Here is a 23,636-nt window from a genome sequence, read left to right as displayed (position 1 = left end):
CGGCGGCAAGCAGCCGCGCGCTCACGGCGGATCGCCCTCGGTCACCAGCATCTGGCTGGACTGGCGCGTGAGCTCCTGCTGCATCAGCAGCATCTGCAGGAACTGCGCATAGGGAACCGGCTTGCTGAAGTAATAGCCCTGGTACTCATCCGAGCCGAACTCGCGCAGGGCCTGCAACTGTTTCTCCGTCTCCACGCCTTCGGTCACCACCTTCAGGTTCAATGCATGGCTCATGGCGATGATGGCCTGCACGATGGCGCTGCTGTTGGCATCGTCGGGAATGTCGTTGATGAAGGATTTGTCGATCTTCAGCGTATTGACCGGGAAACGCTTGAGATAGGCCAGCGAGGAATAGCCGGTGCCGAAGTCGTCAATGGAAATGGTGAAGCCTTCTGCACGGATGCCATCCATGATCGCGATCGCACGGTCGCGGTTGTGCATCACCATGCTTTCGGTGATCTCGAACTCCAGGCAGGCTGGTGGCGTGCCGTGGCGCTGGACCACGCTCTTGATGTCTTCCAGCAAATGTTCATCGCCGAACTGGCTGCCGGTCAGATTGATGGAGATGCGTCCGCACACCAGTTCGCGTTCCAGCATCAGGCCGATGTCGCGGCAGGCCACGTCCAGCACCACCAGGCCGATCTGGTCGATCAGGCGGGTCTCCTCGGCCAGCGGGATGAATTCACCCGGCGGCACCAGGCCGCGCACCGGATGCTGCCAGCGGACCAGGGCTTCCGCACCGACGATGCCGCCGGTGGCCAGGTTGATCTTGGGCTGGTAGTGCACCACGAACTCGGCGCGTTCGATGGCGCGGCGCAGTTCGGCTTCCAGCGCGATGCGCTCTACCGTATTGGTGTTGACCTCGTCGGAGAAGAAGCGATAGTCATCCTTGCCATGATGCTTGGCGCGGTACATGGCAATGTCGGCATTCTTGATGAGCGTTTGCGCATTGTCGCCATCGCCCGGATAGGTGGCGATGCCGATACTGGCCGAGAGCATGGCTTCCTGGCCGTCGATGATGAAGGGCTTGCGCGCCTCGGTAAGCAGCTTCTGTGCAATCTCGCCCAGTTGCAGCGGATCGTCGAAGTCATCCACCAGCACGATGAATTCATCGCCGCCCACGCGCGCCAGGATATCCAGCTCGCGCAGGGTATTGCGGAAGCGCTGGGCGATTTCCTGCAGCACCGCTTCGCCGGCCTCGTGACCGAAGGTATCGTTGATGTTCTTGAAGCGATCCAGGTCCATCAGCAGCACCGCCACCATGCCGTTGCGGTGCTCGGCGTGGGTAATGGCATTGGAAACGTGCTGGGTGCACAGGAAGCGGTTGGGCAGGCCGGTCAGTTCGTCATAGTGCGCCAGGTGGCGGATGCGCTCGTCGGCGCGGCGGCTCTCGATGGCCACGCTGGCGAGGTCGGCGGCGATGTTGGCCAGCTGCAGGTACTCATTGCTGGGGGCCTGGTTTTCCTTGAGCAGGGCAGCGAAAACGCCCAGCAATTGGCCTTCCTTGCCCATGATGGGCCAGGCCCCGCAGGACGGGTAGATCTCTACATCGATGAGCACCCGCAGGTGTTCGGTCACCGGATCGCGCGCGATGTCGGTGACGATGCAGGGTGCGCGGCGCAGGGCTGCTTCGGCGCCGACGCCGCAGCCATGACGGATCGGCATGCCCTGCAAGGCACGCAGCAGGCGTGGCGGATAGCGCTTGCTCAGCACGGAAGTGAAATGCGAGGCTTGCTCATTGACCAGCATCACGCAACTTGCGCCATAGGGAATCTGCGCATCGGCAAAGCCGATGATCTCGTGGAGGATGCCGTCCAGGTCATCGTCGGCCATCACCATGTGCAGCACCCGGTTCTGTTCGCTCTGCAGCAGCTCCGCGCGCTTGCGGGCGCTGATATCGCGCAGGATGGCGAAGATCGCATAGCCACGATCGAATTCGGCGCGGTTGAGGGTAACGTCGGTATGGATGATCTTGTTGCGGCGGACCGTTACCCATTCGAACTGCTGGGGTTGCCCCGCGAGTACCCGGCCGACCAGTTCATCGATGTCCGGCTGGTCTGGCTGGCGCGCCTTGTGGCGAGAAAACAGGCCGACCTTGCGGCCGATGATGCGGTCCTTGTCCGGTACGCCGAAGAAGCGCAGCGCGGCCGCATTGCAGTCGAGGTAGCGCAGCTCCGAGGAGATCAGCACGATGGGATCGCTGCCTTCTTCGTAGAGCTTGCGGTAGCGGTATTCGCTGCTCGACAGGGCGTGATCCAGGCGGCGCTGGTAGCGGTAGTACACCAGGAAGGCAATGAGCGCGATGAGGATGAAACCAAGGATGCCGGTGGTCAGCAGGATGCGGTTTTCGGTGCGGCTGCGCCATGGCGAGAGCACGTCTTCCATGCGCCGCGCATAGACCGCCACCAATGACCATTTGTCCAGGCGCTTGTAGGAGAACAACAGCGGTTCGCCGGTCAGATGCGAGATCTCTTCGAACGACCCTTCCTCGGCCCCGGCACGGATGCGTGCCATGCTTTTGGCATCGGCCAGGCTGACGCTGAGCCAGCGCTCTTCGAAAGGCGAGCGCAGCATCATCGAGCCGCTGTCAGTGCGCAGCGAGACGATGGCCTCGAAATTGGTGATGCGCTTGTAGAAGTCGAAGAAGGTTGCAGCCTTCAGTTCGGCCACCAGCAGGCCGATGGGGCGGCTGCTGCGGTCGTAGAGATTCATGGCCACCGGCAGCACCAGGTCGCGGTTGTAGCGACTGCGCATGAGCTGGCCCACGAACAGGTTGGGCCGGGCCGGATTGCCGTCCACGTGGGTCAGCTTGTGGTCTTCGGGGATGCTGGTGGTGTCGAAGGGGCGCAGCGAACTGGCACGGGTGTTGCCGTTGCGGTCGATGTAGCGCAGCACCATCACGGTGGACAGCCGCTGTTGCGTGTCCGACAGCAGTCGGTACAGCGCCTGGTCGTCGTCCAGCAGGTCGGGGCCGGCGACGTGGATTTGCTCGGCGGCGGACCAGAGCAACTTGTCGAGTTCGCCGAAGATGCGTTCAGCGTGTTCCTGCACGCTGCGCACGGCCGCCATCGAGCTGGCGCGTTCGGCATCGATGGTCAGCTGGCGGTCCTGGCGGATTTCCCACCAGGTCTGCACGACGATGAACGACCCGACGAAGCCGACGAACAGCAGCAAGGTCTTCAGAGTGTAGCCTGGGCGTCCTGGCGATTTGTTCTGTTTTCCCATGTGACCCACTATCACATTACCTGTCGTTAGGCAGCAGATTGCTGCACGTCCCTTGGCCCGGAAAGATGCCGGACGACCGTTTCGACAGCCCTCGCACGCAATCGGCACGTTCCTGCCAGCGGAACGGCGGCGGGCGACGCGGGCATGGTGGATAGCCCTTGTCAGTGCGGCAAGCCGCGCGCGTTCACACGGTGTGATCGCGCTTACGCCAAAATTACGTGGATGCCCCCACTTCGTGATACGCGAGGTGTCAGTATGCCACCTCGTGTCCTGCTGCGCTTTGTTGGCGCTTGTCCTTGCTTTGTGCCCTTGTTGTGCGCTGATCAATGGCCGCTGCGCCAGCCACGTTCACCGTTTGTTTTGTAGCAACCTTACCGCAAGCTCAGGGCTTTGTCATCCTGCGCGCAACGTCGCTGCAACGCGACAGCGTGATTTTCATGTCAGATGGAAATTTTCACTTGTTCTGGCATCAACATGAAGGGTGTTAAGCGTGGCAGATGCGTTTTCGTTTGCAATGCGATAATACCGCCCAGCCGGAAGTTTCACAGGCACCACCAGTTTTACTGAATTTTCCTGACGAGGCCCAACTGGCCGGTCGGGAAGTTTTACTTCAATCATCACGCAAAGGACCCATCCCTATGAAGACAAGAGCAGCGGTAGCATGGCAGGCAGGCAAGCCCTTGACCATCGAGGAAGTCGAACTCGGCGGCCCCAAGGCCGGCGAAGTCCTGGTCGAGATCAAGGCCACCGGCATCTGCCATACCGACTATTACACGCTCTCGGGCGCCGACCCGGAAGGCATCTTCCCGGCCATCCTCGGCCACGAAGGCGCGGGCGTGGTGGTCGACGTCGGCCCGGGCGTGAAGTCGCTCAAGAAGGATGACCATGTCATCCCCCTGTACACGCCGGAATGCCGCGAGTGCAAGTTCTGTCTGTCGCAGAAGACCAACCTGTGCCAGGCCATCCGCGCCACCCAGGGCCGTGGCCTGATGCCGGATGCCACCAGCCGCTTTTCGCTGGACGGCAAGCCGCTGTTCCACTACATGGGCACCTCGACTTTCTCCAACTACATCGTCGTACCGGAGATCGCTCTGGCCAAGATTCGTTCGGATGCGCCTTTTGACAAGGTCTGCTACATCGGCTGTGGCGTGACCACCGGCGTGGGTGCTGTGCTGTTCACCGCCAAGGTGGAAGCGGGTGCCAACGTGGTGGTGTTCGGTTTGGGCGGCATTGGCCTGAACGTCATCCAGGCGGCCAAGATGGTGGGGGCCAACAAGATCATCGGCGTCGACCTGAATCCGGCGCGTGAAGCCATGGCGCGCAAGTTCGGCATGACCGACTTCATCAATCCGAAGGACGTGCCCAACGTGGTCGATGCCATCATCGGCATGACCGATGGCGGCGCCGACTACAGCTTCGAGTGCATCGGCAACACCACCACCATGCGCCAATCGCTGGAGTGCTGCCACAAGGGCTGGGGCCAGTCCATCATCATCGGCGTGGCCGCAGCCGGCCAGGAGATCTCGACGCGACCGTTCCAGCTGGTGACCGGCCGCGTCTGGAAGGGCTCGGCCTTCGGTGGCGCGCGTGGCCGTACCGACGTGCCGAAGATCGTCGACTGGTACATGGAAGGCAAGCTCAACATTGATGACCTGATCACGCACAAGCTGCCGCTGGAGCGCATCAATGAAGGCTTCGACCTGATGAAGAGCGGTGAGTCGATCCGCTCCGTGGTCGAGTTCTGAGGAGAGCGCGATGCTGGAGACTCTCTCCGAGCACGGCTGTTTTGGCGGCGTGCAGGGCTTTTATCGCCATGCCTCGCCCGCCATCGGGCTGGACATGCGCTTTTCGGTGTTCGTGCCGCCGCAGGCCGGGCAGGGCGGCCGCAAGCTGCCCGTGCTGTTCTACCTGGCCGGGCTGACCTGCACCGAAGAAACCTTCATGATCAAAGCTGGTGCGCAGCGCGTGGCGGCCGAGCTGGGGCTGATCCTGGTCAGTTGCGACACCAGCCCGCGCGGTGCCGGCATTGCCGGTGAAAGCGACAGCTGGGACTTTGGCGTGGGTGCGGGATTCTACCTGGATGCCACACAGACGCCGTGGAGCCAGCGCTACCGCATGGAAAGTTACGTGGTCGAGGATTTGCGCCTTGCCGTGCTGGAGCACTTCCCGGCCGACCCGCAGCGCATGGGCATCTTCGGTCATTCCATGGGCGGGCATGGCGCACTGACGCTGGCCTTGCGGCATCGTGAGCTGTACCGCTCGGTATCGGCCTTCGCGCCGATCGCCGCGCCGGTGCACTGCCCGTGGGGGCAGAAGGCCTTCAGTCACTATCTGGGCGATGATCAGGAAAGCTGGCAGGCGCATGACGCCAGCGAACTGATGCGCAAGCTGTATGCGCCTTTCCCGCAGGGGATCCTGATCGATCAGGGGCTGGCAGACAAATTCCTGATCGAGCAGCTGCACCCGGAACGCTTCGAGGCAGCCTGCAAGGAAGCCTCACAGCCGCTGACCTTGCGTCGGCATGCGGGTTATGACCATGGGTATTACTTCATCGAGAGTTTTGTGGAAGATCATTTGCGCTTCCATCATGCCAATTTGATGGCTTGAACTTGCTTGAGCTGGAATGAAGGGCTGACGATCAACGTCGTCAGCCCTTATTTTTTCGCCATCCGTCACATGCTCTGCCGGGCTGTGCTGTTTGTATCGCGGCAGGCTCCACCCGCTGCTGCGGGCAGCACAGTTGCCGCAGACAAGATCAAGGGAATGGCCGGCGATTCTGGTTGTGCGTGAGATTGAAAATTCACTCAATCATGTTTCTGATAGCGCTGCATTGAGGTGATTGTTTGTCCAGGGAGCATTCGAGATTGGAATAAGGTGATGCCGATTTCTCACCAGTACACTCGTGGATGTTATCCCAAATATAGGCTGGGCCTTCGCCGCCGGGAAAAGCTGCGCTTCTCCCATCGGCACTCCAGAAAAATACGGAGCGGCCCATCCCGACCGACCCTTGGGAATACGCGGTAATCGGAATGATGGGCCAGGTACTGTCTCTCACGACTTTCTTGGAGCGCAGGTCAACGACGGTGTAAAACGCATCGCCGTCGGAGAGCGTGAACAGGGCGTAAGGATCCAGCCAAGACCACCTTTCGCCGCCGCGGAATGCGTATTCGATCAGGGCGCACTTGGCCCCCGGATTGACCAGAATGGTCTGCGGTTCGATGGCGGGGCGGATCAGTTGAGGGACTTTGCGTAAAAGGAGATAGCTCGCCAAGAGTGCGAGGGTAACTAAAGCAAACAGTTTTGTAGAACGTCTAAATGGCATGGCTTAAAACAAGTACTGATTCAATAGAACGTTCTGAGTTTGTTAATCATAAGGACAAGTTCCTCTCGATTCGCCCAGGGCATAGAGCCGAACAAAGACTTGCTTGATCTTTCTCCAATGCCCGTGATATCGAGCGCGGTTGAAATCATGGACGTCCCTAGCGAATACGCCAATGCTAGAGACAATTTCAGCCCATTCATGAAAAACCGGCCCAATCGGACCGGTTCCATGGAAACAAGGCGGCCAACCCGCCTGTACATGATCAGACGAAAGCATCCGTCACAACATGCTCCCCCAGCATGAACGCATCGGCCACATGCCGCAGCGGTGCCACATCCACATCGGACGATCCGCTGCGGATCAATTGGCAGAAATATGCATACAGCGAGGGATACTCCCCCTCCACCGGCAGCTCGCACGGCGCATCGTTGATCCAAAGTTCATGTCCGCCCTTTTTCAGGTGGACCCGGGTGCTGTCGGTCTCGATGACGATGTCCCAGGTCTGTTCACCCGTCTGGCGCCAGTCGAAGTCCGCTTGTACATCCGTGCCCAGGGCATCGGTAAAGCCCAGGCGCGCGGCAATCGGCGTCTGGCGGTTGGATGGCACTTCCAGCGTGGCCTGCTTCAGGAACATCGCCTGCGGCAGGATCTCGGTGACGATCGACAAGGCATTGATGCCCGGATCGAACACGCCCAGGCCGCCCGGCTGCCAGATCCATTCCTGGTCCGGGTGCCAGTGGCGCACGTCTTCACGCCAGATCACCTTGACCTTGCGCGGCGCATGTTCCTGCAGATGGCGCTTGACCACCTGCACCGCCGGCGCATGGCGCGAGTGCCAGCTGGCGAACAGGGTCACGCCTTTGTCCGCCGCCAGGTTCTTCAGCGACTCGACCTCGGAGAGCGTGGCGCCGGGCGGCTTTTCCAGGAACACGTGCTTGCCCGCGCTCAGTGCTTCTCGTGCGGCTTCATAGCGGTACTGCGGTGGCATGCACAGGGAGATGGCCTCGATGGCCGTGCCCGAGGCGAGCATCTCGGCCATGCTCTTGTAGGCGGTCACGCCGTCGATGCTGTGGTTGCGGCTGGCGGTCGCGACCAGCTTGAAATCGGCATTGCCGGCAATGGCCGGGGCATGCTGGTCATAAACGATCTTGCCGACGCCGGCGATGGCGAGCTGGATGGGTGTCATGGTGTCCTTGCTTATTATTGGTTACATGAAGGGGAGGGGCCACAGATTACCAGCGTTGATGCACGTACGGTGCAATGTCATGCAGATAGAGTTCGCGCAGCGCCTGCATCACCTCATCCGTGATCGGCGGCAAGGCGCTGGCCGCACTGTTGGACTGCGCCTGCGCGACGTTGCGCGCACCGGGGATCACGGTGCTGATGGCGCTTTCCATCAGGATCCAGCGCAGCGCGAATTGCGCCATGGGAACACCCTGCGGCAGCAGCGCGCGGATCTTTTCCACGGCGGCCAGTGCGACCTCATATGGCACGCCCGAGAAGGTCTCGCCGACATCGAAGGCTTCGCCATGGCGGTTGAACTGGCGATGGTCGTCGGCGGCAAAGGTGGTCTGCGCATTCATCTTGCCGGTCAGCAGGCCCGAGGCCAGCGGCACGCGGGCGATCACGGCGATGTCGCGGCGCTGTGCTTCCTGCAGGAACAGCCCGATGGGGCGCTGGCGGAAGATGTTGAAGATGATCTGCACCGATTTCACGTTCGGGTATTCGATGGCCTTGAGGGCTTCTTCCACCTTCTCCACCGAGACGCCGTAATGGCGGATCTTGCCGGCCGCGACCAGCTCATCCATGTAAGCGAACACTTCCTGCTGGTAATACACCTCGGTAGGCGGGCAGTGCAGTTGCACCAGGTCCAGGCAATCGACCTCCAGGTTCTTGAGCGAACGATCCACGAATGCGGTGAGATTGTCCTTGTTGTTGTAGCCGCTGGCCACATGCGGCGAGAGCCGGCGTCCGGCCTTGGTAGCCACGAACGGACGTGCGCCGCCGCGTTCCTTCAGGACCTGCGCAATCAACTGCTCGGAGCGGCCATCGCCATAGACATCGGCCGTGTCGATGAAGGTGACGCCCGCATCCAGTGCGGCGTGCAGCGCGGCCTTGGCATCCTGGGAGGAGACGTCACCCCACGAGCCGCCAATGGCCCAGGCGCCAAATCCGATTTCCGAAACGTCCGCACCCGTGCGGCCAAAGCGTCTTGATTTCATGCCGGTACTCCTTCTGAGCATTCCAAAAGCCGTAGTTATACCGCGCACCACGCGCGAGGGTGACTGGTTTAAGATGAGCCTGATTCATTGCTGAAGTGATTTCAATTCATCCATGTCGCTCCTCGACCATATCGAATTTTCTGATCTGCGGATCTTCGTCACCATCCTGCGCACCGGCAGTTTCAAGGCCGCCGCGATCCAGCTTGGCCTGACGCCTTCGGCCACCAGCCATGCCATGAAGCGGTTGGAAGAACGGCTGTCGACCCAATTGCTGTACCGGTCCAGCCGCGCGATTTCGCCCACGGCGGCCGGCAGTGAACTGGCGGCCCGGCTGGAAGAAGGATTTGAGCAGATCGCGCAGGCGCTGGGCCAGCTGGAAAGCTCGGCAGAGGGGAGCCTGGGCGAATTGCGCATCAACGTTTTCGCCGACGCCGCCCATCTGCTGATCGAGCCGGCCATTCCCGAATTCGTGCGGCTATGTCCCAAGGTCAAGCTCACTATCGTGGTCGATGACAAGCCCATCGACATCGTCAGCGAAGGCTATGACGCCGGCATCCGTTACGGCCACTACGTGCCGGAGGGCATGGTGACTGCGCCGCTCACGCGCGCGCATCGCTGGGTGGCAGCGGCCTCGCCGGCGTATCTGGATCGGCATGGACGGCCGCTCACATTGGAAGACCTGCAGCAGCACACCTGCCTGCAATTGCTTCTGGGTGACAACTCCAGCTACCAGTGGGAATTCGGTAAAGGCAAGCACCGCCAGCGCATCCGCGTGCCGGGCCTGGTGACGATCAACAATACGGCGGCCACCATCGCGGCGGCCAAGGCCGGGGTGGGTATCGCCTATCTGTTGGAGGGAAGGATCAGCAAGGAAATCGATGAAGGCTCGCTGGAAGCCATCCTGGAAGAATGGGCGGCCCCCAGCGAGCCGTTTCACATGTACTACAGCAGCCGCCGCCATGCGCATCCGGCCTTGCGCAAGCTCATCGACATCATCCGCCTGCAGCACGGCCTGTCGCGGCTGCGTTAGCCGCCACAGGCCGGCCCGGTCAGTGTGCCGCCGACGCTTCGGCCGCGCCCGCGCCGCCCTTGGAGGGCTTGATGATCCAGATCAGCGGGATGATGACGATGAAGATCACCGCCGAGACATAGAAGATGTCATTGATGCCCAGCATCGCCGCCTGGAAGGTGATGGTCCGCTCCAGCATGCCTGCGGTCTGCTCGGCGTTCAGGCCCAAGGTGCTGCTGATGTTGTTGACGGTCTCCTGCAGCCAGGGGCTGTAGGGGGTGGCGTGTTCGGTCAGCTGGGCGTGGTGCATGATGGTGCGGTTGTTCCAGGCCGTGGTCGAAATGGAGGTGCCGACCGCGCCGCAGAAGACGCGCACGAAGGACGACAGCCCCGCCGCCGCCGGGATGCGTTCCGGTGGCAGGCCCGAGAGCAGCAGCACCGTCAGCGGCACGAAGAACATGGCCGTCGGAATGCCCTGCAGCAGCGTGGGCAGGATCACCGTCATCTGATCCACCTGCAGGTTGTAGCGCGAGCGCAGCCAGAACACGATGGCAAAGCCGATGAAGGACGCCGTGGCCACCTTGCGCGCATCCACCAGCGGCAGGAAGCGTCCGATGAGCGGCATCAGGATCACCGCGAAGATGCCGATCGGTGCGGTCGACAGCCCCGAGTCGATCGAGCGATAGCCCAGGTATTGCTGCAGCCATTGCGGCAGGATCACCAGGTTGCCGAAGAAGACCCCGTAGCCGATGGAAATGGCAATGGTGCCGCCGGCGAAATTGCGCCGGCCGAACAGGCGCAGGTCCACCACCGGATGGTCATTGTTCAGTTCCCACACGACGAAGTAGGCAAAGGCGATCAGCGCGATGATGCCCAGCGTGACGATGGTGGGCGAGGAGAACCAGTCCAGGTCCTTGCCCTTGTCGAGCATGATCTGGAAGGCCGCGACCCAGGTCACCAGCAGCGCCAGGCCGATCTTGTCGATGGGCAACTTGTGGGTCGGCGTCTCGCGCGAGCGGTAGATGGCCAGCGTGACGCCGGCGGCAATCAGGCCCACCGGGATGTTGATGTAGAAGATCCAGGGCCAGGTGTAGCTGTCGGTGATCCAGCCGCCCAGCGCGGGGCCGGCCACCGGTGCCACCACCGCCGTCATGCCCCATAGCGCCAGGGCGAAGGAGGATTTCGATTTGGGGTAGGCCCCCAGCAGCAGCGATTGCGACAGCGGCACCATGGGGCCAGCCACCAGGCCTTGCAGCACGCGCGCGGCCAGCAGGATGGGCAGGGTGGGTGCCAGGCCGCACAGCCAGGAGGCCAGCACGAACAGCAGCACCGAGGTCACGAACAGGCGCACCGCGCCCAGGCGCTGCGTCAGCCATCCGGTCAGCGGGATCGAGATGGCGTTGGCTGCGGCAAATGAGGTGATGACCCAGGTGCCCTCATCGACCGACACACCCAGGTTGCCCGAGATGGTCGGAATGGCGACGTTGGCGATGGAGGAATCCAGCACGTTCATGAACACCGCCAGCGACACCGACAAGGTGCCCAGCACCAGGTTGGCACCCGTCAGCGGCGGTGGCGGCGTGTAGGGTTTTGGGGGAGTAGTGGCCATAAGGCTTGATCAATGTCCGGTGAAGGTCGGGTAGGGACAGCCGCACCCCATCAGGTGTGCGGCACCGCCACCGGTGCGGCGGCCGCCTTGCTCTTGCGCGCCTGCGGCAGGCCGCTGGCGTTGTCGCTGATGATGCGCTCGACGATGGCATCGGCCTGCTTGCCGAGGTCGTCATAGACATTGGTCTGGTAATTGGTCGGCACCGCTTCCAGCGCACGGCCATCGCCATGGATGTCCACGGTGGCGGTGGTGGACAGGCCGATGCGCAGCGGATGTGCGCGCACCTGTTCCGGATCGAGCGCAATGCGCACCGGTACGCGCTGCACCACCTTGATCCAGTTGCCGGTGGCGTTCTGTGCCGGCAGCAGCGAGAAGGCGCCACCGGTCCCGGCCGAGAAGCCGATCACGGTGCCCTTGTACTTCACGCTGGAACCGTAGACGTCAGCGATCACTTCCACCGGCTGCCCCAGGCGGATGTGCTGCAACTGGCTTTCCTTGAAGTTGGCGTCGATCCAGATCTGTTCCAGCGGCACGATGGCCATGAGCGGATTGCCGGCCGCGATGCGCTGGCCGACCTGCACCGAACGCTTGGAGACGAAACCGGAGACCGGTGCCACGATGTTCACGCGGGCATAGTTCAGGTAGGCATTGCGCACGGCGGTGGCCGCCTGCAGTACGTTGGGGTGCTCGGTCACGCTGGTGTGGTCGGTCAGGGCGCGGTTGGCGGCTGCAGCAGCGCGGGCCTGGTCGAGTGCGGCGACGGCGCTCTTGACGGCGTCGCGTGCGTGCGAGACGTCTTCCTGAGATACCGCTCCGGAGGACAGGCCAGCCTGGCGGCGCTGCAGGTCTTCCCTGGCACGGGCCAGGTTGCTGTCGGCTGCGGCCACATTGGCGGCGAGCGTGTCGTTGTTCAGGAACAGCTGGCGCGTTTGGCGCACGGCCTGGGCCAGGGCGGCCTGGGCCTGCTCGAGTGCCAGCTTGGTGTCAGCCGCATCGAGCGCCACCAGCGGCTGGCCGGCCTTGACCACTTGCGTGTCGTCGGCCTTGACGGCCACCACGGTGCCGCCAACCTGAGCGGAGATCTGCACGACGTTGCCGCCGACGTAGGCGTCATCGGTTTCTTCAAAGAAGCGGGCATGCAGGAACCAGTACAGGAAACAGGCGATGGCGATCACCAGCAGGACCAGCGTGAGCAGGATCAGCTGGCGCTTGCGCTTGCCGTTGCCATTTCCGTTGCCATTGCCATTGCCATTGCTGTTGGCTTGCGGGTTTTGTTGGGTGGTGCTGTCACTCATGGAGGACTCCGTTCTATCTTTTTGTAGTCGGTCGATCAGCCCCGCCGCAGCAGCGGGGCCGTCCCGGTCACCGGCGGCAGGGTGGAGAAGCCGGTGGCGGGCTGGGTTCAGTTCAATCGTTCGTGCAGTCTTGAGACGGCGCTTCAGCGCGACTGCGCCGGGGCCTGCGCCAGTCCGGCCTGCTGAGCGTCGAAACCGCCGCCCAGGGCCTTGTAGAGCGCCACCTGCTGTTCACGGCGCTGGGCTTCCAGCGCCACCAGCGACTGGCGCTGGGCCAGCACGCCGGTTTCCGAGGACAGCAGTGTCAGTTGCGACACCAGGCCCAGGCGATAGCGTTCGCGCGCCAGGTCGTAGGCACGCTCGGCGGCTTGCAGCGCTTCACGGCGGATCGGCAGCTGGCGCTCGATGGAGTGGATTGCCGCAATCTGGCGCGCCACATCGGCATAGGCATCGTTCAAGGTCTTGTTGTAAGTGGCGACGGCCAGCTCATAGTTGGCGTATTCGCCCTTGAGCCCGGCCCGCAGTGCGCCGCCTTCGAAGATCGGCAGCGTGATGGCCGGACCGAAGGCGATGCTCTTGCTGGCGGCCGTGAAGGGATTGGCATCGACCAGACTGTCGAAACCGATCATGGCGCTCAGGTTGATGTCCGGATAGAAACGCGCCTTGGCGACATCGACACCACGGCTGGCGGCTTCCACCTGCCAGCGCGCGGCCACGATGTCAGGACGGCGGCCCAGCAGGTTCAGCGGCAGGTCGGCCGGCAGGCCCGGCGTGGCCAGGTTCTGCATGGCGGGCGGGGCCAGTTGCAGGCCGCGGTCCGGTCCCTTGCCGCTGAGCGCGCCCAGCTGCTGGCGCAGCAGCACGATCTGGCCGGCATTCTGTTCCAGCTGGGCGCGGGCATCGGCACTGCTGGTGCGCGACTGGTTGCGTTCGATCTGGCTGTCCAGACCGGTCTTGACGCGGTCGGCCGTGATGGTCTCCAGATTGCTGCGCTGCTGCACGGTACGCTGCAGGATGTCCTGTACCGCATATTGCGCCGCCAGCTGGCTGTAGACCGAGACGATCGTGGCCGTGAGTGCCAGGCGCGCTTCCTGCTCGCTGGCCTGGGCCGCCTTCTCGCTGGAGATGGCTTGCTCCAGGGCAGACTGGTTCTTGTTCCAGAGGTCAAGCTCATAGCCGACGTTCAGGCCAGCCTTTTTTTCGTTGTACCAGTTGCCACCGTAAGGCGGCGGGTAGATCGAGGTACTGGAAAACTGATTGCGGATGACCGAGGCTTCGGCGTTCACGGTCGGCAGCAGCGGTGCACCGCGCGACTCAGCCAGTGCGGCCGCTGCACCGATGCGGGCGCGCGCCTGTTGCAGGCCGGGATTGGCGGCGAGAGCGTCCTCGATCAATGCGGTGAGCTGGGCGTCACCGAACTGGCGAACCCAGTCGCTGCCCGGCCATTGCCCGTTGGGGGCGCCGGGATTGGGATCGGAGAGGCTGCGTGTGGTACTGAAGTCGCGCGCCTGGGCCAGCTGCTTGTCGCTGCCGATGCCCTCGAAGCTGGCACAGCCCGCCAGGCCGATGGCCCCGATCAGCGCCGCCAGCACGGCGTAGGCTGCCTTCGCCCGCGGCCGGGTGGCAGGCGAGATGATGCGTTGCATAGAATTCTCCACGAAGAATGTTTGGCGATACGAGTTGTTTTTCGAGTTTTGCGATACGCGCCGCGACGTCCAGACGGCCTTCAGTCGCGAAGACTCGCAGGACCGGGCCGATGGGGCAGGCAGCGCTTGCCTGGATTTACGAGTACCATGACGGGATCGGGCGAGTAAAAACTCATTTTTCGTATTATACTTCGATATACGAATAATCACTCACGTTGCGAATTCGCGTCGGGGGCGGGCGAATTCCTCACCAAAGCTGCCAATGAAACTGCAACCCAGAAAAGAACCACGCCAGGCACGTTCCCGGGCGATGGTCGATACCATCCTTGATGCCATGTCGCGCGTGCTCGTCGAGCGTGGCTATGCCAAGACCAATACCAATCTCGTGGCCGAATCGGCCGGCATCAGCGTCGGTTCGCTGTACCAGTATTTCCCCAACAAGGATGCGCTGATCTTCGCGCTGCGCGAGCGGCACAGCACGCGCATGCTCGCGCTGTTCGAAGACGTGGTGGCGCACATCGATGCCTCCGGGACGCTCTCGGGCGATTTCGAGAAATTGATCAACGCACTGGTGGCGGCACACCTGCTGGAGCCGGAACTCAATCGCATTCTCGAAGAGGAATTTCCGGCCTTCAACCTGCCGGTCTCGCAGGAAATCCGCCAGGGCTTCTTCGATTCCATCCGCCGGGTGCTGGAAAAGCACCGCGCCACCATCACGCCCCCCGATCTGGATGTGGCGACCTTCGTGGTCCAGCGCATGCTGAAGGCGCTCATCAAGGCGGTGGTGCTGACCGGTTATGGCGGTGTCTCGCCGGCCAGTGTGCGTACCGAGATCCTGCCTGCCGTGATCGGCTATCTGACCGCTCCGCGCAGTCAGTAGAGCGACATCAAATGATCTGGTTGCTGAGGGGCATCCAGTATTGAAATTCACGGGCATAATTGTCAGAGTGAAGATTAAAACGGCGAATCGAGGCGGCCACCGAGGGAGGGAAGGCCGCTGATCCTGAAATATTGCACGGCAGCAAGTCAGAAACTCCCCGATATCCATCTCTCAGGGTTTCCGTATAGTGCGGGGATGGATGGCAGGATGCGCTGTTGCCACGGTCGCCGCCGGTCATCTTCATTGCCCTTATTTTTCAATGACAGCGATATGCAGAAAAAGAACATGCGCCGCGCCCCCCTCCTGGCTCTCTTCCTGTTGTGGGCAGGAACGTGGGCCCTGAGCGCTCAGGCCGCCGTCTCTGTGCAGGTGCTCGACAGCGCCGGCCAGCCCGTGCCCAATGCCGTGGTCTATGCCGAACCGGCGGGTGGCGGAGGAGCCATCAAGGCGGCGCGCCAGGTCGAGATCGAGCAGAAGAACAAGACCTTCATTCCTTTGGTGACGGTGGTGCAGACCGGGACAGCGATCCTGTTCCCCAACCATGACAACGTCCGGCACCATGTCTATTCGTTTTCCCCGGCCAAGACCTTCGAACTGAAGCTGTATTCGGGCGTGCCGGGCAGTCCGGTAGTGTTCGACAAGGCCGGTACCGTGGTATTGGGTTGCAACATCCACGATGAAATGGTGGCCTACGTGCAGGTGGTCAACACTCCGCATTTCGGCGTGAGCGAACGTAACGGCGTGGTGAAGCTGGAGGGCATCGCCAATGGCCGCTACACGCTCAAGGCCTGGTATTTCACCATGGGACCGAACCAGGCCGCCGTAGAGCAGCCACTGGAAGTACAGGGAGACGGCCGGGCCGTCATCAAACTCAACGTCAAGGCGGTGCCGCTCTGAAGCGGCGGCATCATGCCAATCTGAACAACAGGAATCGGGGCCGGGGTGCGTCTTTACCGTCTGGAAAGCAAGATCGTCGCGCTGTTCATCATCCTCATCGTGGTGGTGCAACTGGCCGGCTTCGTGGCGATCCGAACCGCCATTGATCGCAATGCGCGCAGCGCCATCAGCGAGGAGCTGATCATTGGCGAGCGCGTCTTCACGCGCCTGCTGGACCAGAATGCCCAGAAGCTGACCCAGGGCGCACGTCTGCTGGCCTCCGATTTCGGCTTCCGGCAGGCCATCGGCACCGATGACCGCGACACCATCGCCTCGGTACTGGCCAACCACGGGGCGCGCATCGGTGCCACCATGGGCATGCTGGTCGGCACCGATGGCCTCATCCACGCGTCCACCCTCGAATATCCCGATACCGACCTGCAGCGCAGCAGCCTGGAACTGGTCCGCAAGGCCGGCAACGGCAATGGTGCGGCCGAGAGTGCCGTGGTCGGCGACAACCTGTTCCAGATCGTGGCGGTGCCGATCAAGGCTCCGGTCACCATCGCGTGGGTGGTGATGGGCTTCCCCGTGGACCGCGACCTGGTCAACGACATGCGTGCGCTGTCGCAACTGCAGGTCTCCGTTCTGGTGCGACAGCGTGGCAGCGCGGGCTGGACGGCCGATGTATCGACCCTGCCCAAGGCAGAAGCGCAAATGATGGCCAAGGAGGCCAGCAGCCCGCAGATGGGCCAGGCGGGGGCCACTGACCTGCAGATCGATGGCAACCAGTATCGTGCCCGCGTGCTGCCGCTGGCGCGCGCCAGCAATGGCCAGGAAGCGGTGGCCGTATTGCAGCGCTCGGTAAGCGAGGCGGTGGCCCCATACCAGCGCCTGCAACTGATCTTGCTCAGCATCACCGTGCTGGGCGTGCTCGGTGCGGCGGTCGCCAGCGCCGTGATGGCGCGCCGCATCACCAGTCCCCTGCGTGACCTGGCCACCGTGGCCAAGCGGCTGGGGGAGGGCGATTACAGCGAAGGGCTCTACATTCGCCGGCAGGATGAAATCGGCCGTCTGGGTGCGGCCTTCGAAACCATGCGCTCGGAAATCGCCAGCCGTGAGCTCAAGATCAGCCGGCTGGCGTATCAGGACCAATTGACCGGCCTGCCCAACCGGGTGCAATTCGGCGACCTGCTGCGCGAAGCGATCGGCCAGGCACAAACGCTGCCGGGAGGCAGTTGCCACATCCTCATGATGGACCTGGACCGCTTCCAGCAGGTCAACGATGTGCTCGGCCACAGCTTCGGGGACGACCTGCTGCGCCAGGTAGCGGCACGCCTGGCCGCGCAGCTGCTGTATCCGGGGGCCAAGGTGGCGCGCCTGGGCGGAGATGAATTTGCCATCCTGCTGCCGGGCGTCGATCTCGATGGCGCACTGGATCAGGCGGCACACATTCTGCGTGCGCTGGAACAGCCCTTGTCCCTGCAGGAACAGACCGTGGACCTGGGGGCCGGCATCGGCGTGGCCGGCTATCCGGCCCACGGTGACAGCAGCGAAGTGCTGCTCAGCCGGGCCGAGGTCGCGATGTATACCGCCAAGCGCAAGGGCAATGGCGTGACGATCTACGATCCGGCCATCGACCAGAGCAGCCAGGAAAGCCTGTCGCTGCTGTCCGAACTGCGCCGTGCGCTGGAACGCGACGAATTCATGCTCTATCTCCAACCCAAGCTGGACCTGGCCACGGGTGCCGTGGTCGGCGGCGAAGCGCTGGTGCGCTGGGTGCATCCGGAGAAGGGCTTCATCGGTCCGGATAACTTCATTCCGTTTGCCGAGACCACCGGTTTCATCCGCATGCTGACCATCTGGATGATGGAAAAGGTGGCGGAGCTGTCGGCCCGGTTGCAGGCGCAGGGGCTGCGCCTGAAGTTCTCGGTCAACCTCTCCACGCGCGATCTGCTGGATCAGGAATTGCCGACCGCCGTCGGGGCCATCCTCGAACGCCATCGCCTCACGCCCGCCGCGCTCTGCCTGGAAATCACCGAGAGCGCCATCATGGATGATCCGGCGCGCGCCCAGAGCACGCTGGACCGGCTGGCCGCCATGGGCTTTGCCCTGAGCATCGATGACTTCGGTACCGGCTATTCCTCGCTGGCCTACCTCAAGCGCTTGCCGGTGGATGAACTGAAGATCGACAAATCCTTCGTCATGAAGATGGCGCAGGATCAGGATGACGCCAAGATCGTGCGCTCCACCGTGGACCTGGGCCACAACCTGGGCTTGCGGGTGGTGGCCGAAGGGGTGGAAAGCGAAGAGGTCTGGTTCCTGCTGCGACAGATGGGCTGCGACCAGGGACAAGGGTATTTCATGGGCAAGCCGATGCCGGTGGAGCGCTTCCTGGAGTGGCTGCAGCAATGGCGGGCGCCGGAGATGCTGGATCAGTCGGAAAACGTCGCAATATGAAGGATGGCGCGAGGGGTCGCGCCAGCAAAGAATCACCAAGAGGGGGCAGGGGACAGCATGAAGAAAATCACCAAAAGTGGCGCGTTCGCGCTGCTGGCGACACTGTCTGCGCCGGCGTTGGCGCAGCTCAGCGATGCTGACCGCGAGGCCTGGATGCAGGCCCAGCAGCGCAAAGCCGCTCAGGCCATGCGCGCCGCGCCTGGCCCCGTCAGTTCCGGCGCGCCAGCCACTGCCCCCGAACCCGCTGCCGATCAGGACAAGACACGCTGGATGCCCGATCTCGGCAAGCTCACCGCCACCGGCGGCGTGATCCAGGTCGAGGGGGCCGGCGGCGGTGGTCTGACGCCCTGGGCGCTCATCACCGGCTATGGCACGCGCGACAGCTATGGTGCCAACGCCCATTACACCTATCTGTCGACCCAGGACTACACGCTCAAATCCTACGGCGTGGCCGTGGGGATACTGGACCGGTTGGAACTGTCGCTGGCCAAGCAGGAGTTCTACGGCAGCCTGGCCCCGTTGGCCGATCTCAAGATCACGCAGGATATCGTCGGCATCAAGCTCAAGCTGGCCGGTGACGCCGTCTATGATCAGGACCGCTGGCTGCCGCAGATCGCCGTCGGTGCCATGTTCAAGCACAACAACGGCATCGGCGGACTGGGCACGGTCACCAGCGTCAAGCAGCTTGGCGCGGCCAGTGATGCCGGCATCGACTATTACCTCTCGGCCACCAAGCTGCTGCTGGAGCAGAGCCTGCTGCTCAACGGTACGCTGCGGCTGACCAAGGCCAACCAGATGGGACTGCTCGGTTTCGGCGGCGACCTCAACGACCGCTACCAGGCCATGGGCGAGTTCTCGGCGGCCTACATGATCAACCGCAAGCTGGCGCTGGGTGTGGAATACCGCATGAAGCCGCGCAACCTGGCGGCCGACCATGAGAAGGATTATTACGATGCCTTCCTGGCCTGGTTCCCCAGCAAGAACCTGTCGATGACCCTGGCCTACGTGGCGCTGGGCGACATCACCGTCTACAACCCCAAGCGGCAACGCGGCGTCTATCTGTCGCTGCAGGCCGGTTTCTGAGCGCACTGGAGCCGCGATGAACAAGTTCAGAATGCAGCAAGCCGCGCTCGGACTGACCCTGGCCTGTGCCCTCGGCCTGGCGCAGGCCCAGACTCCGGCCACGCCTGATGACAGCCTGTTTCGCGCACTGGGCGGCTTGCCCGTGATCGAGCGGGTGGTGCAGGATTTCATGGACAACATGCTGGCGGATGCCCGCATCCGCCATACCTTCGACAATTCCAACGTCAAGCGCGTCAGGGAAAAGCTGGTGGAGCAGTTCTGCCAGCTCAGCGGCGGTGGTTGCATCTACACCGGGGATCCCATGCGCGAAGTGCACCAGGGTCTCAAACTGAGCAATGCCGACTTCAATGCCCTGGTGGAAGATCTGCAATTGGCCATGGACAAGAATGGCATCCCCTCCCGCTCCCAGAACCGCCTGCTGGCGCTGCTGGCACCCATGCAGCGCGAGACGGTCAGCCGATAGCAAAAAATATTTTGTGGCGGCGGGAATAAAGCAGGGCCGCCTTCCGTATACGTCGGCATGGGTATGGCACATCGCGCAACCCGACCACGAAAAGGAAACATCATGAGACTGCTCGCAACCTCCCTGCTGGCGCTGGCCTGCGCCTCGGTTTCTTTCACCGCCTCGGCCCAGAGCGCCGGTGTCAAGACCATGGACGGCATCCTGGTCGACGCCAGCGGCATGACCGTCTACACCTTCGACAAGGACACCGCCAACAGCGGCAAGAGCGTCTGCAACGGCCCCTGTGCCAAGCTGTGGCCGCCGGTCGCCCCGATGGGCATGCCGGCCGCGCCGTATTCCACGGTGACGCGCGACGATGGCAGCGCCCAACTGGCCTACCAGGGCAAGCCGCTGTACCTGTACGAGCCCGACAAGAAGCCGGGTGACCGTACCGGCGACAACTTCAAGGACGTCTGGCACGTCGTCAAGCCCTGATCGTCCTTCAGACCCTTCGGCCCGCCATGTTCGGACGCACCGCCAGGCTGCAGCGCCAGCAACGGGAACGTCAGGCCGACGAGCAAGCCATGCTCGCCTGCCTGCCGCGCCTGCGGCGGTACGCCCGCGCGCTGACGGGCGGGCGCGACAGTGCCGACGACCTGGTGCAGGACACCCTGGAGCGCGCCTGGCAGAAGCTCGACAGCTGGCAACGCGGCAGCGACATGCGGCCCTGGCTGTTTGCCATCATGCACAACCTGCACGCCGACCAGCGCCGCCAGCCGACGCTGGTCACGGTGGACCTGGAGCAGGCGGCAGACGCTGCGGCCCCGGCGTCGCTGGCCGAACACGGCCTGGCCCTGGATCTGGAAGCGGCCCTGCAGCTGCTGCCGGCCGAGCAGCGGGAAGTCCTGCTGCTGGTGGTGCTGGAAGAGATGCGTTATGAAGAAGTCGCGGCCACGCTGGGCATTCCGACCGGGACCGTGATGTCCCGCCTGTCGCGCGCCCGCGAGCGTCTGCGGCAATGGATGGAGGGACCCGGCGGGCAGGGTGAAGCCGGTGCGACCCTGAAGGTGGTGAAATGAAGACCCCGGCATTCCCCGAAGAAGATTTGCACGCTTACACCGACGGCCAGCTGCCGGCGGCGCGTGCCAGCGAGATGGCCGCCTGGCTGGAGCAAGACCCGGCACACGCCGGGGATCTGCACCGCGTGCGCGCCTGGCGCGCCCAGAACCGCGCCTTGCATGCCCATTACGACCCGGTCCTCGAAGAGCCCCTGCCGCCGCGTCTGGCTGCAGCGGTGCTGGCCGGGGCGGGCGAACCGCACCGCCGCCGCGATGAGGCTGGCGAGGGGGCGGCCAATGGACCGTTCTGGTGGCGTTATGCGGCCATGCTGTTGCTCACGCTGGCGGGGGCTGCGGGCGGCTGGCTGGCGCATGACCTGACCGGCGGCGGCCGCGCCCGCACGCTGGCATCCGCGCCCGTGATGCTGGCACGTCAGGCCGCGGTGGCCCATACCGTCTTCAGTGCCGACTTGCGGCGGCCGGTGGAAGTCGGAGCCGATCAGGAACAGGCCCTGGTGACCTGGCTGTCGCGCCGGCTGGGCGTGAACGTGCGCGCCCCCAAGCTGGCACCGCTGGGGTACGACCTGATCGGTGGCCGGTTGCTGCCGGGGCAGAGCGGTCCGGTGGCGCAGTTCATGTATCAGGATGCGGCCGGACAGCGGCTGACCCTGTATGTCTCGCACGACCAGGTGCAGAACAGCGAGACCGGCTTCCGCTTCGCTCAGGAAGGCAAGGTCAACGTCTTCTACTGGATCGATGGCCAGTTCGGTTATGCGCTGTCGGGCGGCGTTGCACGCGCTGAACTGTCGCGCATTGCCAGTTCGGTCTACGAGCAACTGGTGCCATTGCCGCCCGCGCCGTCACGCTGAGCACCTTACGGCGGACCTTGTTCCGACTTGAGGTTTACACATGCAAAAGCGGGTAAGGACGGGGCAACTCCCGTCAAGACTATCTGCTTGCCTGCCGCTAACACATTTACCCATGTCGTAAAGCCTGATCAACCATGGTGGGGGGATGTGGAAACATGTGAGATCAGGCTGACGCCATGGTCCGGTTGCACTTCAGACAAGGAGTTTCATATGGAGCTAGCAACTATCGCCAGCGGTGCAGCAACGGCCTGGCTGGTCGACAAGGCGGCGCAGTCCGTCGGCATCGATCTGGGCAAGGTCGCCAAGGCGGCGGTGGATGATGTGGTAGGTGTCGCGACGACCGTGGCGCGCCTGCCGGCCAATGTCAACATTGGACGCATCATCAATACCATCGTCTAGGTGGCCAGGGCTTGCTGCCTTGGCGTTCGCTTGATCGCACCCTTCGGGGTGCGATTTTTTTTGTGCGGGCTTTGGGGGCTTTTCAGGCTACGGTCAAGGTCAGGCATCCGAGGGAGGCGGCGGCAGGCCGCACCTGGATCTCGATGTCGTAGCCCAGCCGTGTCAGACAGTCCATCAGCTTGCGCTCGGACAGGTTGCTGAAGTCGCCGCGCATCATGCCCGACACTTTTGGTTGTGGAATCCCCATGCGTTGCGCCGCCGCCTGTTGACTCAGTCCCAGTGCACGCATCGCCTTGCGGATTTCGATGACCAGACCAGTCTTGATGCGCAGCTTGTCGGCATCCGGCAGACCAAGATCGGCGAAGACATTGCCGCTGCTGCGGAGGATGTCGGTTCCCTCAACGATTGTTTTTTGCATGATGACGTAGCTCCTCGGCTCTGGCAGTAGCGATCTTGAGTCTGGTTCGGATGATTTCCATGTCCGGCTGGGGTGTGGCTATTCCGCTTTTGCTTTTCTTCTGAAAGCAGTGCAGTACGAACACGGCTTCTTCGAACTTCACGGTGTAGACAGCCCGGAAGGTGTCGCCAATATGGTCTTCCAGAATCTCCAGCACGCCAGCACCGCTGAAACCCTTCAATATCTTGGTTTTTTCATAGCGCTCGCCCATTTGCGCCAGCGACAATGCGAAGCCGAAACGCTGGCGGACTTCCGCTGGCAATGCCAGCAGATCCTTGTAGCTGCTTGCGATCCATTCGAGTGGTTTCTCATTGATAAACATCGTAGCAGGCTATACCTGTTCAGGTAAATAGCTGGCTGGCTGCGATTTTTAATGGGAAGTTCTCGAACAACCTTGATACGAGTCGACGTTCGCGTGTGAGTATCTCGAAATTTTTCTTGATTGATGTAAAGAAACAGCGTCCAATGCCGTAATCAAGGCACCGGGCGACGCATCCTGTTTCCCGGTATCCCCCAAAAGGAGAGCACCATGGATGTCAATCAAATCGCATCACTGGCCACCAGCATGGCTGCGGCGAAGACTTCGGATTCGGTCAACGTACTGATGCTGAAGAAAGCGCTCGACAGCCAGGCTTCTGCCGCCGTGGGCCTGTTGCAGGCATTGCCGCCGTTGCCGGCCAACCCGAACATCGGGCGCAACGTCAATACCACTGCCTGAACACTGTCCTCTTGAAATCGCAGTCCTCCCCGGACTGCGATTTTTTTTTGTGCGCATCGTCGGATCGCC

The 23,636-nt window shown here is 62.8% G+C and carries 24 protein-coding genes; 14 read left to right on the top strand and 10 right to left on the bottom strand.

Translation table 11 applies throughout. The features are described 5' to 3' along the window. Positions 1–21: 21 nt before the first annotated feature. On the bottom strand, positions 22–3,225 hold the full coding sequence (locus E2K99_RS14435; RefSeq protein ID WP_134222671.1) for an EAL domain-containing protein: 3,204 nt from the start codon (positions 3,223–3,225) through the stop codon (positions 22–24). A 638-nt stretch (positions 3,226–3,863) separates the two neighbouring features. On the opposite strand from E2K99_RS14435, the gene E2K99_RS14430 reads away from it, so the two are divergent. From E2K99_RS14430 to E2K99_RS25540, 3 genes are read left to right on the top strand one after another with little or no spacing between them, the layout of a single operon-like run. Then, a complete protein-coding gene (locus tag E2K99_RS14430) occupies positions 3,864–4,970 on the top strand; it encodes an S-(hydroxymethyl)glutathione dehydrogenase/class III alcohol dehydrogenase (protein WP_013234687.1) in 1,107 nt (368 codons plus the stop codon). 10 nt (positions 4,971–4,980) lie between these two features. Then, the gene (gene fghA, locus E2K99_RS14425; RefSeq protein WP_134222670.1) at positions 4,981–5,832 is read left to right on the top strand and encodes an S-formylglutathione hydrolase; all 852 of its coding nucleotides are present in this window, start codon (positions 4,981–4,983) and stop codon (positions 5,830–5,832) included. A gap of 6 nt (positions 5,833–5,838) precedes the next feature. Further along, the gene (locus tag E2K99_RS25540; RefSeq protein ID WP_166675073.1) at positions 5,839–6,015 is read left to right on the top strand and encodes a hypothetical protein; all 177 of its coding nucleotides are present in this window, start codon (positions 5,839–5,841) and stop codon (positions 6,013–6,015) included. 10 nt (positions 6,016–6,025) lie between these two features. Here E2K99_RS25540 and E2K99_RS14420 read toward each other — a convergent pair whose 3' ends face one another. The 3 genes from E2K99_RS14420 to E2K99_RS14410 all read right to left on the bottom strand — a co-directional run bounded on the left by E2K99_RS14420 (position 6,026) and on the right by E2K99_RS14410 (position 8,769). Next, positions 6,026–6,547, bottom strand: a complete 522-nt coding sequence (locus E2K99_RS14420) for a hypothetical protein (protein ID WP_134222669.1) — start codon at positions 6,545–6,547, stop codon at positions 6,026–6,028. Positions 6,548–6,809: 262 nt separating this feature from the next. Continuing rightward, entirely contained in the window at positions 6,810–7,733 is a 924-nt protein-coding gene (locus E2K99_RS14415; protein ID WP_134222668.1) for a Gfo/Idh/MocA family protein, read from the bottom strand. A gap of 46 nt (positions 7,734–7,779) precedes the next feature. Beyond that, positions 7,780–8,769: an aldo/keto reductase gene (locus tag E2K99_RS14410; RefSeq protein WP_134222667.1), complete on the bottom strand. Its 990-nt coding sequence runs from the start codon at positions 8,767–8,769 to the stop codon at positions 7,780–7,782. A gap of 112 nt (positions 8,770–8,881) precedes the next feature. On the opposite strand from E2K99_RS14410, the gene E2K99_RS14405 reads away from it, so the two are divergent. Further along, positions 8,882–9,799, top strand: a complete 918-nt coding sequence (locus tag E2K99_RS14405) for a LysR family transcriptional regulator (protein ID WP_039785660.1) — start codon at positions 8,882–8,884, stop codon at positions 9,797–9,799. Between the two features lie 19 nt (positions 9,800–9,818). Here the strand turns inward: E2K99_RS14405 and E2K99_RS14400 are convergent, their stop codons facing one another. The 3 genes from E2K99_RS14400 to E2K99_RS14390 form a co-directional block, all read right to left on the bottom strand. Then, the gene (locus tag E2K99_RS14400) at positions 9,819–11,387 is read right to left on the bottom strand and encodes a DHA2 family efflux MFS transporter permease subunit (RefSeq protein WP_134222666.1); all 1,569 of its coding nucleotides are present in this window, start codon (positions 11,385–11,387) and stop codon (positions 9,819–9,821) included. A gap of 50 nt (positions 11,388–11,437) precedes the next feature. Then, positions 11,438–12,682: an HlyD/EmrA/EmrK family protein gene (locus tag E2K99_RS14395; RefSeq protein WP_121041638.1), complete on the bottom strand. Its 1,245-nt coding sequence runs from the start codon at positions 12,680–12,682 to the stop codon at positions 11,438–11,440. Between the two features lie 143 nt (positions 12,683–12,825). Continuing rightward, a complete protein-coding gene (locus tag E2K99_RS14390; RefSeq protein ID WP_134222665.1) occupies positions 12,826–14,328 on the bottom strand; it encodes an efflux transporter outer membrane subunit in 1,503 nt (500 codons plus the stop codon). 262 nt (positions 14,329–14,590) lie between these two features. Here E2K99_RS14390 and E2K99_RS14385 point away from each other — a divergent pair, with 262 nt between their 5' ends. After that, positions 14,591–15,208: a TetR/AcrR family transcriptional regulator gene (locus tag E2K99_RS14385; protein ID WP_134222664.1), complete on the top strand. Its 618-nt coding sequence runs from the start codon at positions 14,591–14,593 to the stop codon at positions 15,206–15,208. Positions 15,209–15,215: 7 nt separating this feature from the next. Here E2K99_RS14385 and E2K99_RS25535 read toward each other — a convergent pair whose 3' ends face one another. Further along, positions 15,216–15,452 carry a hypothetical protein gene (locus tag E2K99_RS25535; protein WP_166675072.1) on the bottom strand — a complete coding sequence of 79 codons (237 nt, stop codon included), beginning with the start codon at positions 15,450–15,452 and terminating at the stop codon, positions 15,216–15,218. Between the two features lie 41 nt (positions 15,453–15,493). Here E2K99_RS25535 and E2K99_RS14380 point away from each other — a divergent pair, with 41 nt between their 5' ends. The 8 genes from E2K99_RS14380 (at position 15,494) to E2K99_RS14345 (ending at position 22,392) form a co-directional block, all read left to right on the top strand. Continuing rightward, on the top strand, positions 15,494–16,105 hold the full coding sequence (locus E2K99_RS14380) for a methylamine utilization protein (RefSeq protein WP_232729613.1): 612 nt from the start codon (positions 15,494–15,496) through the stop codon (positions 16,103–16,105). Positions 16,106–16,150: 45 nt separating this feature from the next. Beyond that, complete coding sequence (locus tag E2K99_RS14375) at positions 16,151–18,541, top strand: putative bifunctional diguanylate cyclase/phosphodiesterase (protein ID WP_134222663.1); 2,391 nt, start codon at positions 16,151–16,153, stop codon at positions 18,539–18,541. A gap of 57 nt (positions 18,542–18,598) precedes the next feature. Further along, a complete protein-coding gene (locus E2K99_RS14370) occupies positions 18,599–19,624 on the top strand; it encodes a DUF3034 family protein (protein WP_134222662.1) in 1,026 nt (341 codons plus the stop codon). Between the two features lie 16 nt (positions 19,625–19,640). After that, a complete protein-coding gene (locus tag E2K99_RS14365; protein ID WP_134222661.1) occupies positions 19,641–20,087 on the top strand; it encodes a group I truncated hemoglobin in 447 nt (148 codons plus the stop codon). A 102-nt stretch (positions 20,088–20,189) separates the two neighbouring features. Next, positions 20,190–20,561: a COG4315 family predicted lipoprotein gene (locus E2K99_RS14360; protein ID WP_134222660.1), complete on the top strand. Its 372-nt coding sequence runs from the start codon at positions 20,190–20,192 to the stop codon at positions 20,559–20,561. 26 nt (positions 20,562–20,587) lie between these two features. Beyond that, positions 20,588–21,145, top strand: coding sequence for an RNA polymerase sigma factor (locus tag E2K99_RS14355; RefSeq protein ID WP_051156335.1), 558 nt, complete (start codon positions 20,588–20,590; stop codon positions 21,143–21,145). After that, on the top strand, positions 21,142–21,993 hold the full coding sequence (locus tag E2K99_RS14350; RefSeq protein WP_134222659.1) for an anti-sigma factor family protein: 852 nt from the start codon (positions 21,142–21,144) through the stop codon (positions 21,991–21,993). The genes E2K99_RS14355 and E2K99_RS14350 overlap by 4 nt, the downstream gene beginning before the upstream one ends. Before the next feature lie 210 nt (positions 21,994–22,203). After that, a complete protein-coding gene (locus E2K99_RS14345) occupies positions 22,204–22,392 on the top strand; it encodes a hypothetical protein (protein ID WP_034331488.1) in 189 nt (62 codons plus the stop codon). An 82-nt stretch (positions 22,393–22,474) separates the two neighbouring features. On the opposite strand, the gene E2K99_RS14340 is transcribed toward E2K99_RS14345, so the two are convergent. Together E2K99_RS14340 and E2K99_RS14335 are read right to left on the bottom strand one after the other, a co-directional pair. Beyond that, positions 22,475–22,810 carry a helix-turn-helix domain-containing protein gene (locus E2K99_RS14340; protein WP_121041619.1) on the bottom strand — a complete coding sequence of 112 codons (336 nt, stop codon included), beginning with the start codon at positions 22,808–22,810 and terminating at the stop codon, positions 22,475–22,477. After that, positions 22,791–23,171, bottom strand: a complete 381-nt coding sequence (locus tag E2K99_RS14335) for a type II toxin-antitoxin system RelE/ParE family toxin (protein WP_121041617.1) — start codon at positions 23,169–23,171, stop codon at positions 22,791–22,793. Before E2K99_RS14335 ends, E2K99_RS14340 begins: the two co-directional genes overlap by 20 nt. Positions 23,172–23,378: 207 nt before the next feature. Here E2K99_RS14335 and E2K99_RS14330 point away from each other — a divergent pair, with 207 nt between their 5' ends. Then, positions 23,379–23,567 (top strand): YjfB family protein, encoded by a 189-nt coding sequence (locus E2K99_RS14330; RefSeq protein WP_039785682.1) that lies wholly within the window; start codon positions 23,379–23,381, stop codon positions 23,565–23,567. The last annotated feature ends 69 nt before the right edge of the window (positions 23,568–23,636 follow it).

The sequence above is a fragment of the Herbaspirillum huttiense genome, assembly GCF_004367745.1.
In the GTDB taxonomy this organism is placed as follows: Bacteria; Pseudomonadota; Gammaproteobacteria; order Burkholderiales; family Burkholderiaceae_D; genus Herbaspirillum; species Herbaspirillum huttiense.
Note: the sequence above shows the minus strand (reverse complement) of the source record. Positions and strands in the feature narration are given on the sequence as shown.

What these genes read in the sequence shown, in the direction of transcription:
- E2K99_RS14335 (WP_121041617.1), bottom strand. Translation starts at nt 23,171, where the DNA reads ATGTTTATCAATGAGAAACCACTCGAATGGATCGCAAGCAGCTACAAG.
- E2K99_RS14330 (WP_039785682.1), top strand. Translation starts at nt 23,379, where the DNA reads ATGGATGTCAATCAAATCGCATCACTGGCCACCAGCATGGCTGCGGCG.
- E2K99_RS14430 (WP_013234687.1), top strand. Translation starts at nt 3,864, where the DNA reads ATGAAGACAAGAGCAGCGGTAGCATGGCAGGCAGGCAAGCCCTTGACC.
- E2K99_RS14415 (WP_134222668.1), bottom strand. Translation starts at nt 7,733, where the DNA reads ATGACACCCATCCAGCTCGCCATCGCCGGCGTCGGCAAGATCGTTTAT.
- E2K99_RS14405 (WP_039785660.1), top strand. Translation starts at nt 8,882, where the DNA reads ATGTCGCTCCTCGACCATATCGAATTTTCTGATCTGCGGATCTTCGTC.
- E2K99_RS25535 (WP_166675072.1), bottom strand. Translation starts at nt 15,452, where the DNA reads ATGAAGATGACCGGCGGCGACCGTGGCAACAGCGCATCCTGCCATCCA.
- E2K99_RS14395 (WP_121041638.1), bottom strand. Translation starts at nt 12,682, where the DNA reads ATGAGTGACAGCACCACCCAACAAAACCCGCAAGCCAACAGCAATGGC.
- E2K99_RS14355 (WP_051156335.1), top strand. Translation starts at nt 20,588, where the DNA reads ATGTTCGGACGCACCGCCAGGCTGCAGCGCCAGCAACGGGAACGTCAG.
- E2K99_RS14345 (WP_034331488.1), top strand. Translation starts at nt 22,204, where the DNA reads ATGGAGCTAGCAACTATCGCCAGCGGTGCAGCAACGGCCTGGCTGGTC.
- E2K99_RS14385 (WP_134222664.1), top strand. Translation starts at nt 14,591, where the DNA reads ATGAAACTGCAACCCAGAAAAGAACCACGCCAGGCACGTTCCCGGGCG.
- E2K99_RS14420 (WP_134222669.1), bottom strand. Translation starts at nt 6,547, where the DNA reads ATGCCATTTAGACGTTCTACAAAACTGTTTGCTTTAGTTACCCTCGCA.
- E2K99_RS14340 (WP_121041619.1), bottom strand. Translation starts at nt 22,810, where the DNA reads ATGCAAAAAACAATCGTTGAGGGAACCGACATCCTCCGCAGCAGCGGC.
- E2K99_RS14360 (WP_134222660.1), top strand. Translation starts at nt 20,190, where the DNA reads ATGAGACTGCTCGCAACCTCCCTGCTGGCGCTGGCCTGCGCCTCGGTT.
- E2K99_RS14410 (WP_134222667.1), bottom strand. Translation starts at nt 8,769, where the DNA reads ATGAAATCAAGACGCTTTGGCCGCACGGGTGCGGACGTTTCGGAAATC.
- E2K99_RS14400 (WP_134222666.1), bottom strand. Translation starts at nt 11,387, where the DNA reads ATGGCCACTACTCCCCCAAAACCCTACACGCCGCCACCGCCGCTGACG.
- E2K99_RS14390 (WP_134222665.1), bottom strand. Translation starts at nt 14,328, where the DNA reads ATGCAACGCATCATCTCGCCTGCCACCCGGCCGCGGGCGAAGGCAGCC.
- fghA (WP_134222670.1), top strand. Translation starts at nt 4,981, where the DNA reads ATGCTGGAGACTCTCTCCGAGCACGGCTGTTTTGGCGGCGTGCAGGGC.
- E2K99_RS14370 (WP_134222662.1), top strand. Translation starts at nt 18,599, where the DNA reads ATGAAGAAAATCACCAAAAGTGGCGCGTTCGCGCTGCTGGCGACACTG.
- E2K99_RS14380 (WP_232729613.1), top strand. Translation starts at nt 15,494, where the DNA reads ATGCGCCGCGCCCCCCTCCTGGCTCTCTTCCTGTTGTGGGCAGGAACG.
- E2K99_RS14435 (WP_134222671.1), bottom strand. Translation starts at nt 3,225, where the DNA reads ATGGGAAAACAGAACAAATCGCCAGGACGCCCAGGCTACACTCTGAAG.
- E2K99_RS14350 (WP_134222659.1), top strand. Translation starts at nt 21,142, where the DNA reads ATGAAGACCCCGGCATTCCCCGAAGAAGATTTGCACGCTTACACCGAC.
- E2K99_RS14365 (WP_134222661.1), top strand. Translation starts at nt 19,641, where the DNA reads ATGAACAAGTTCAGAATGCAGCAAGCCGCGCTCGGACTGACCCTGGCC.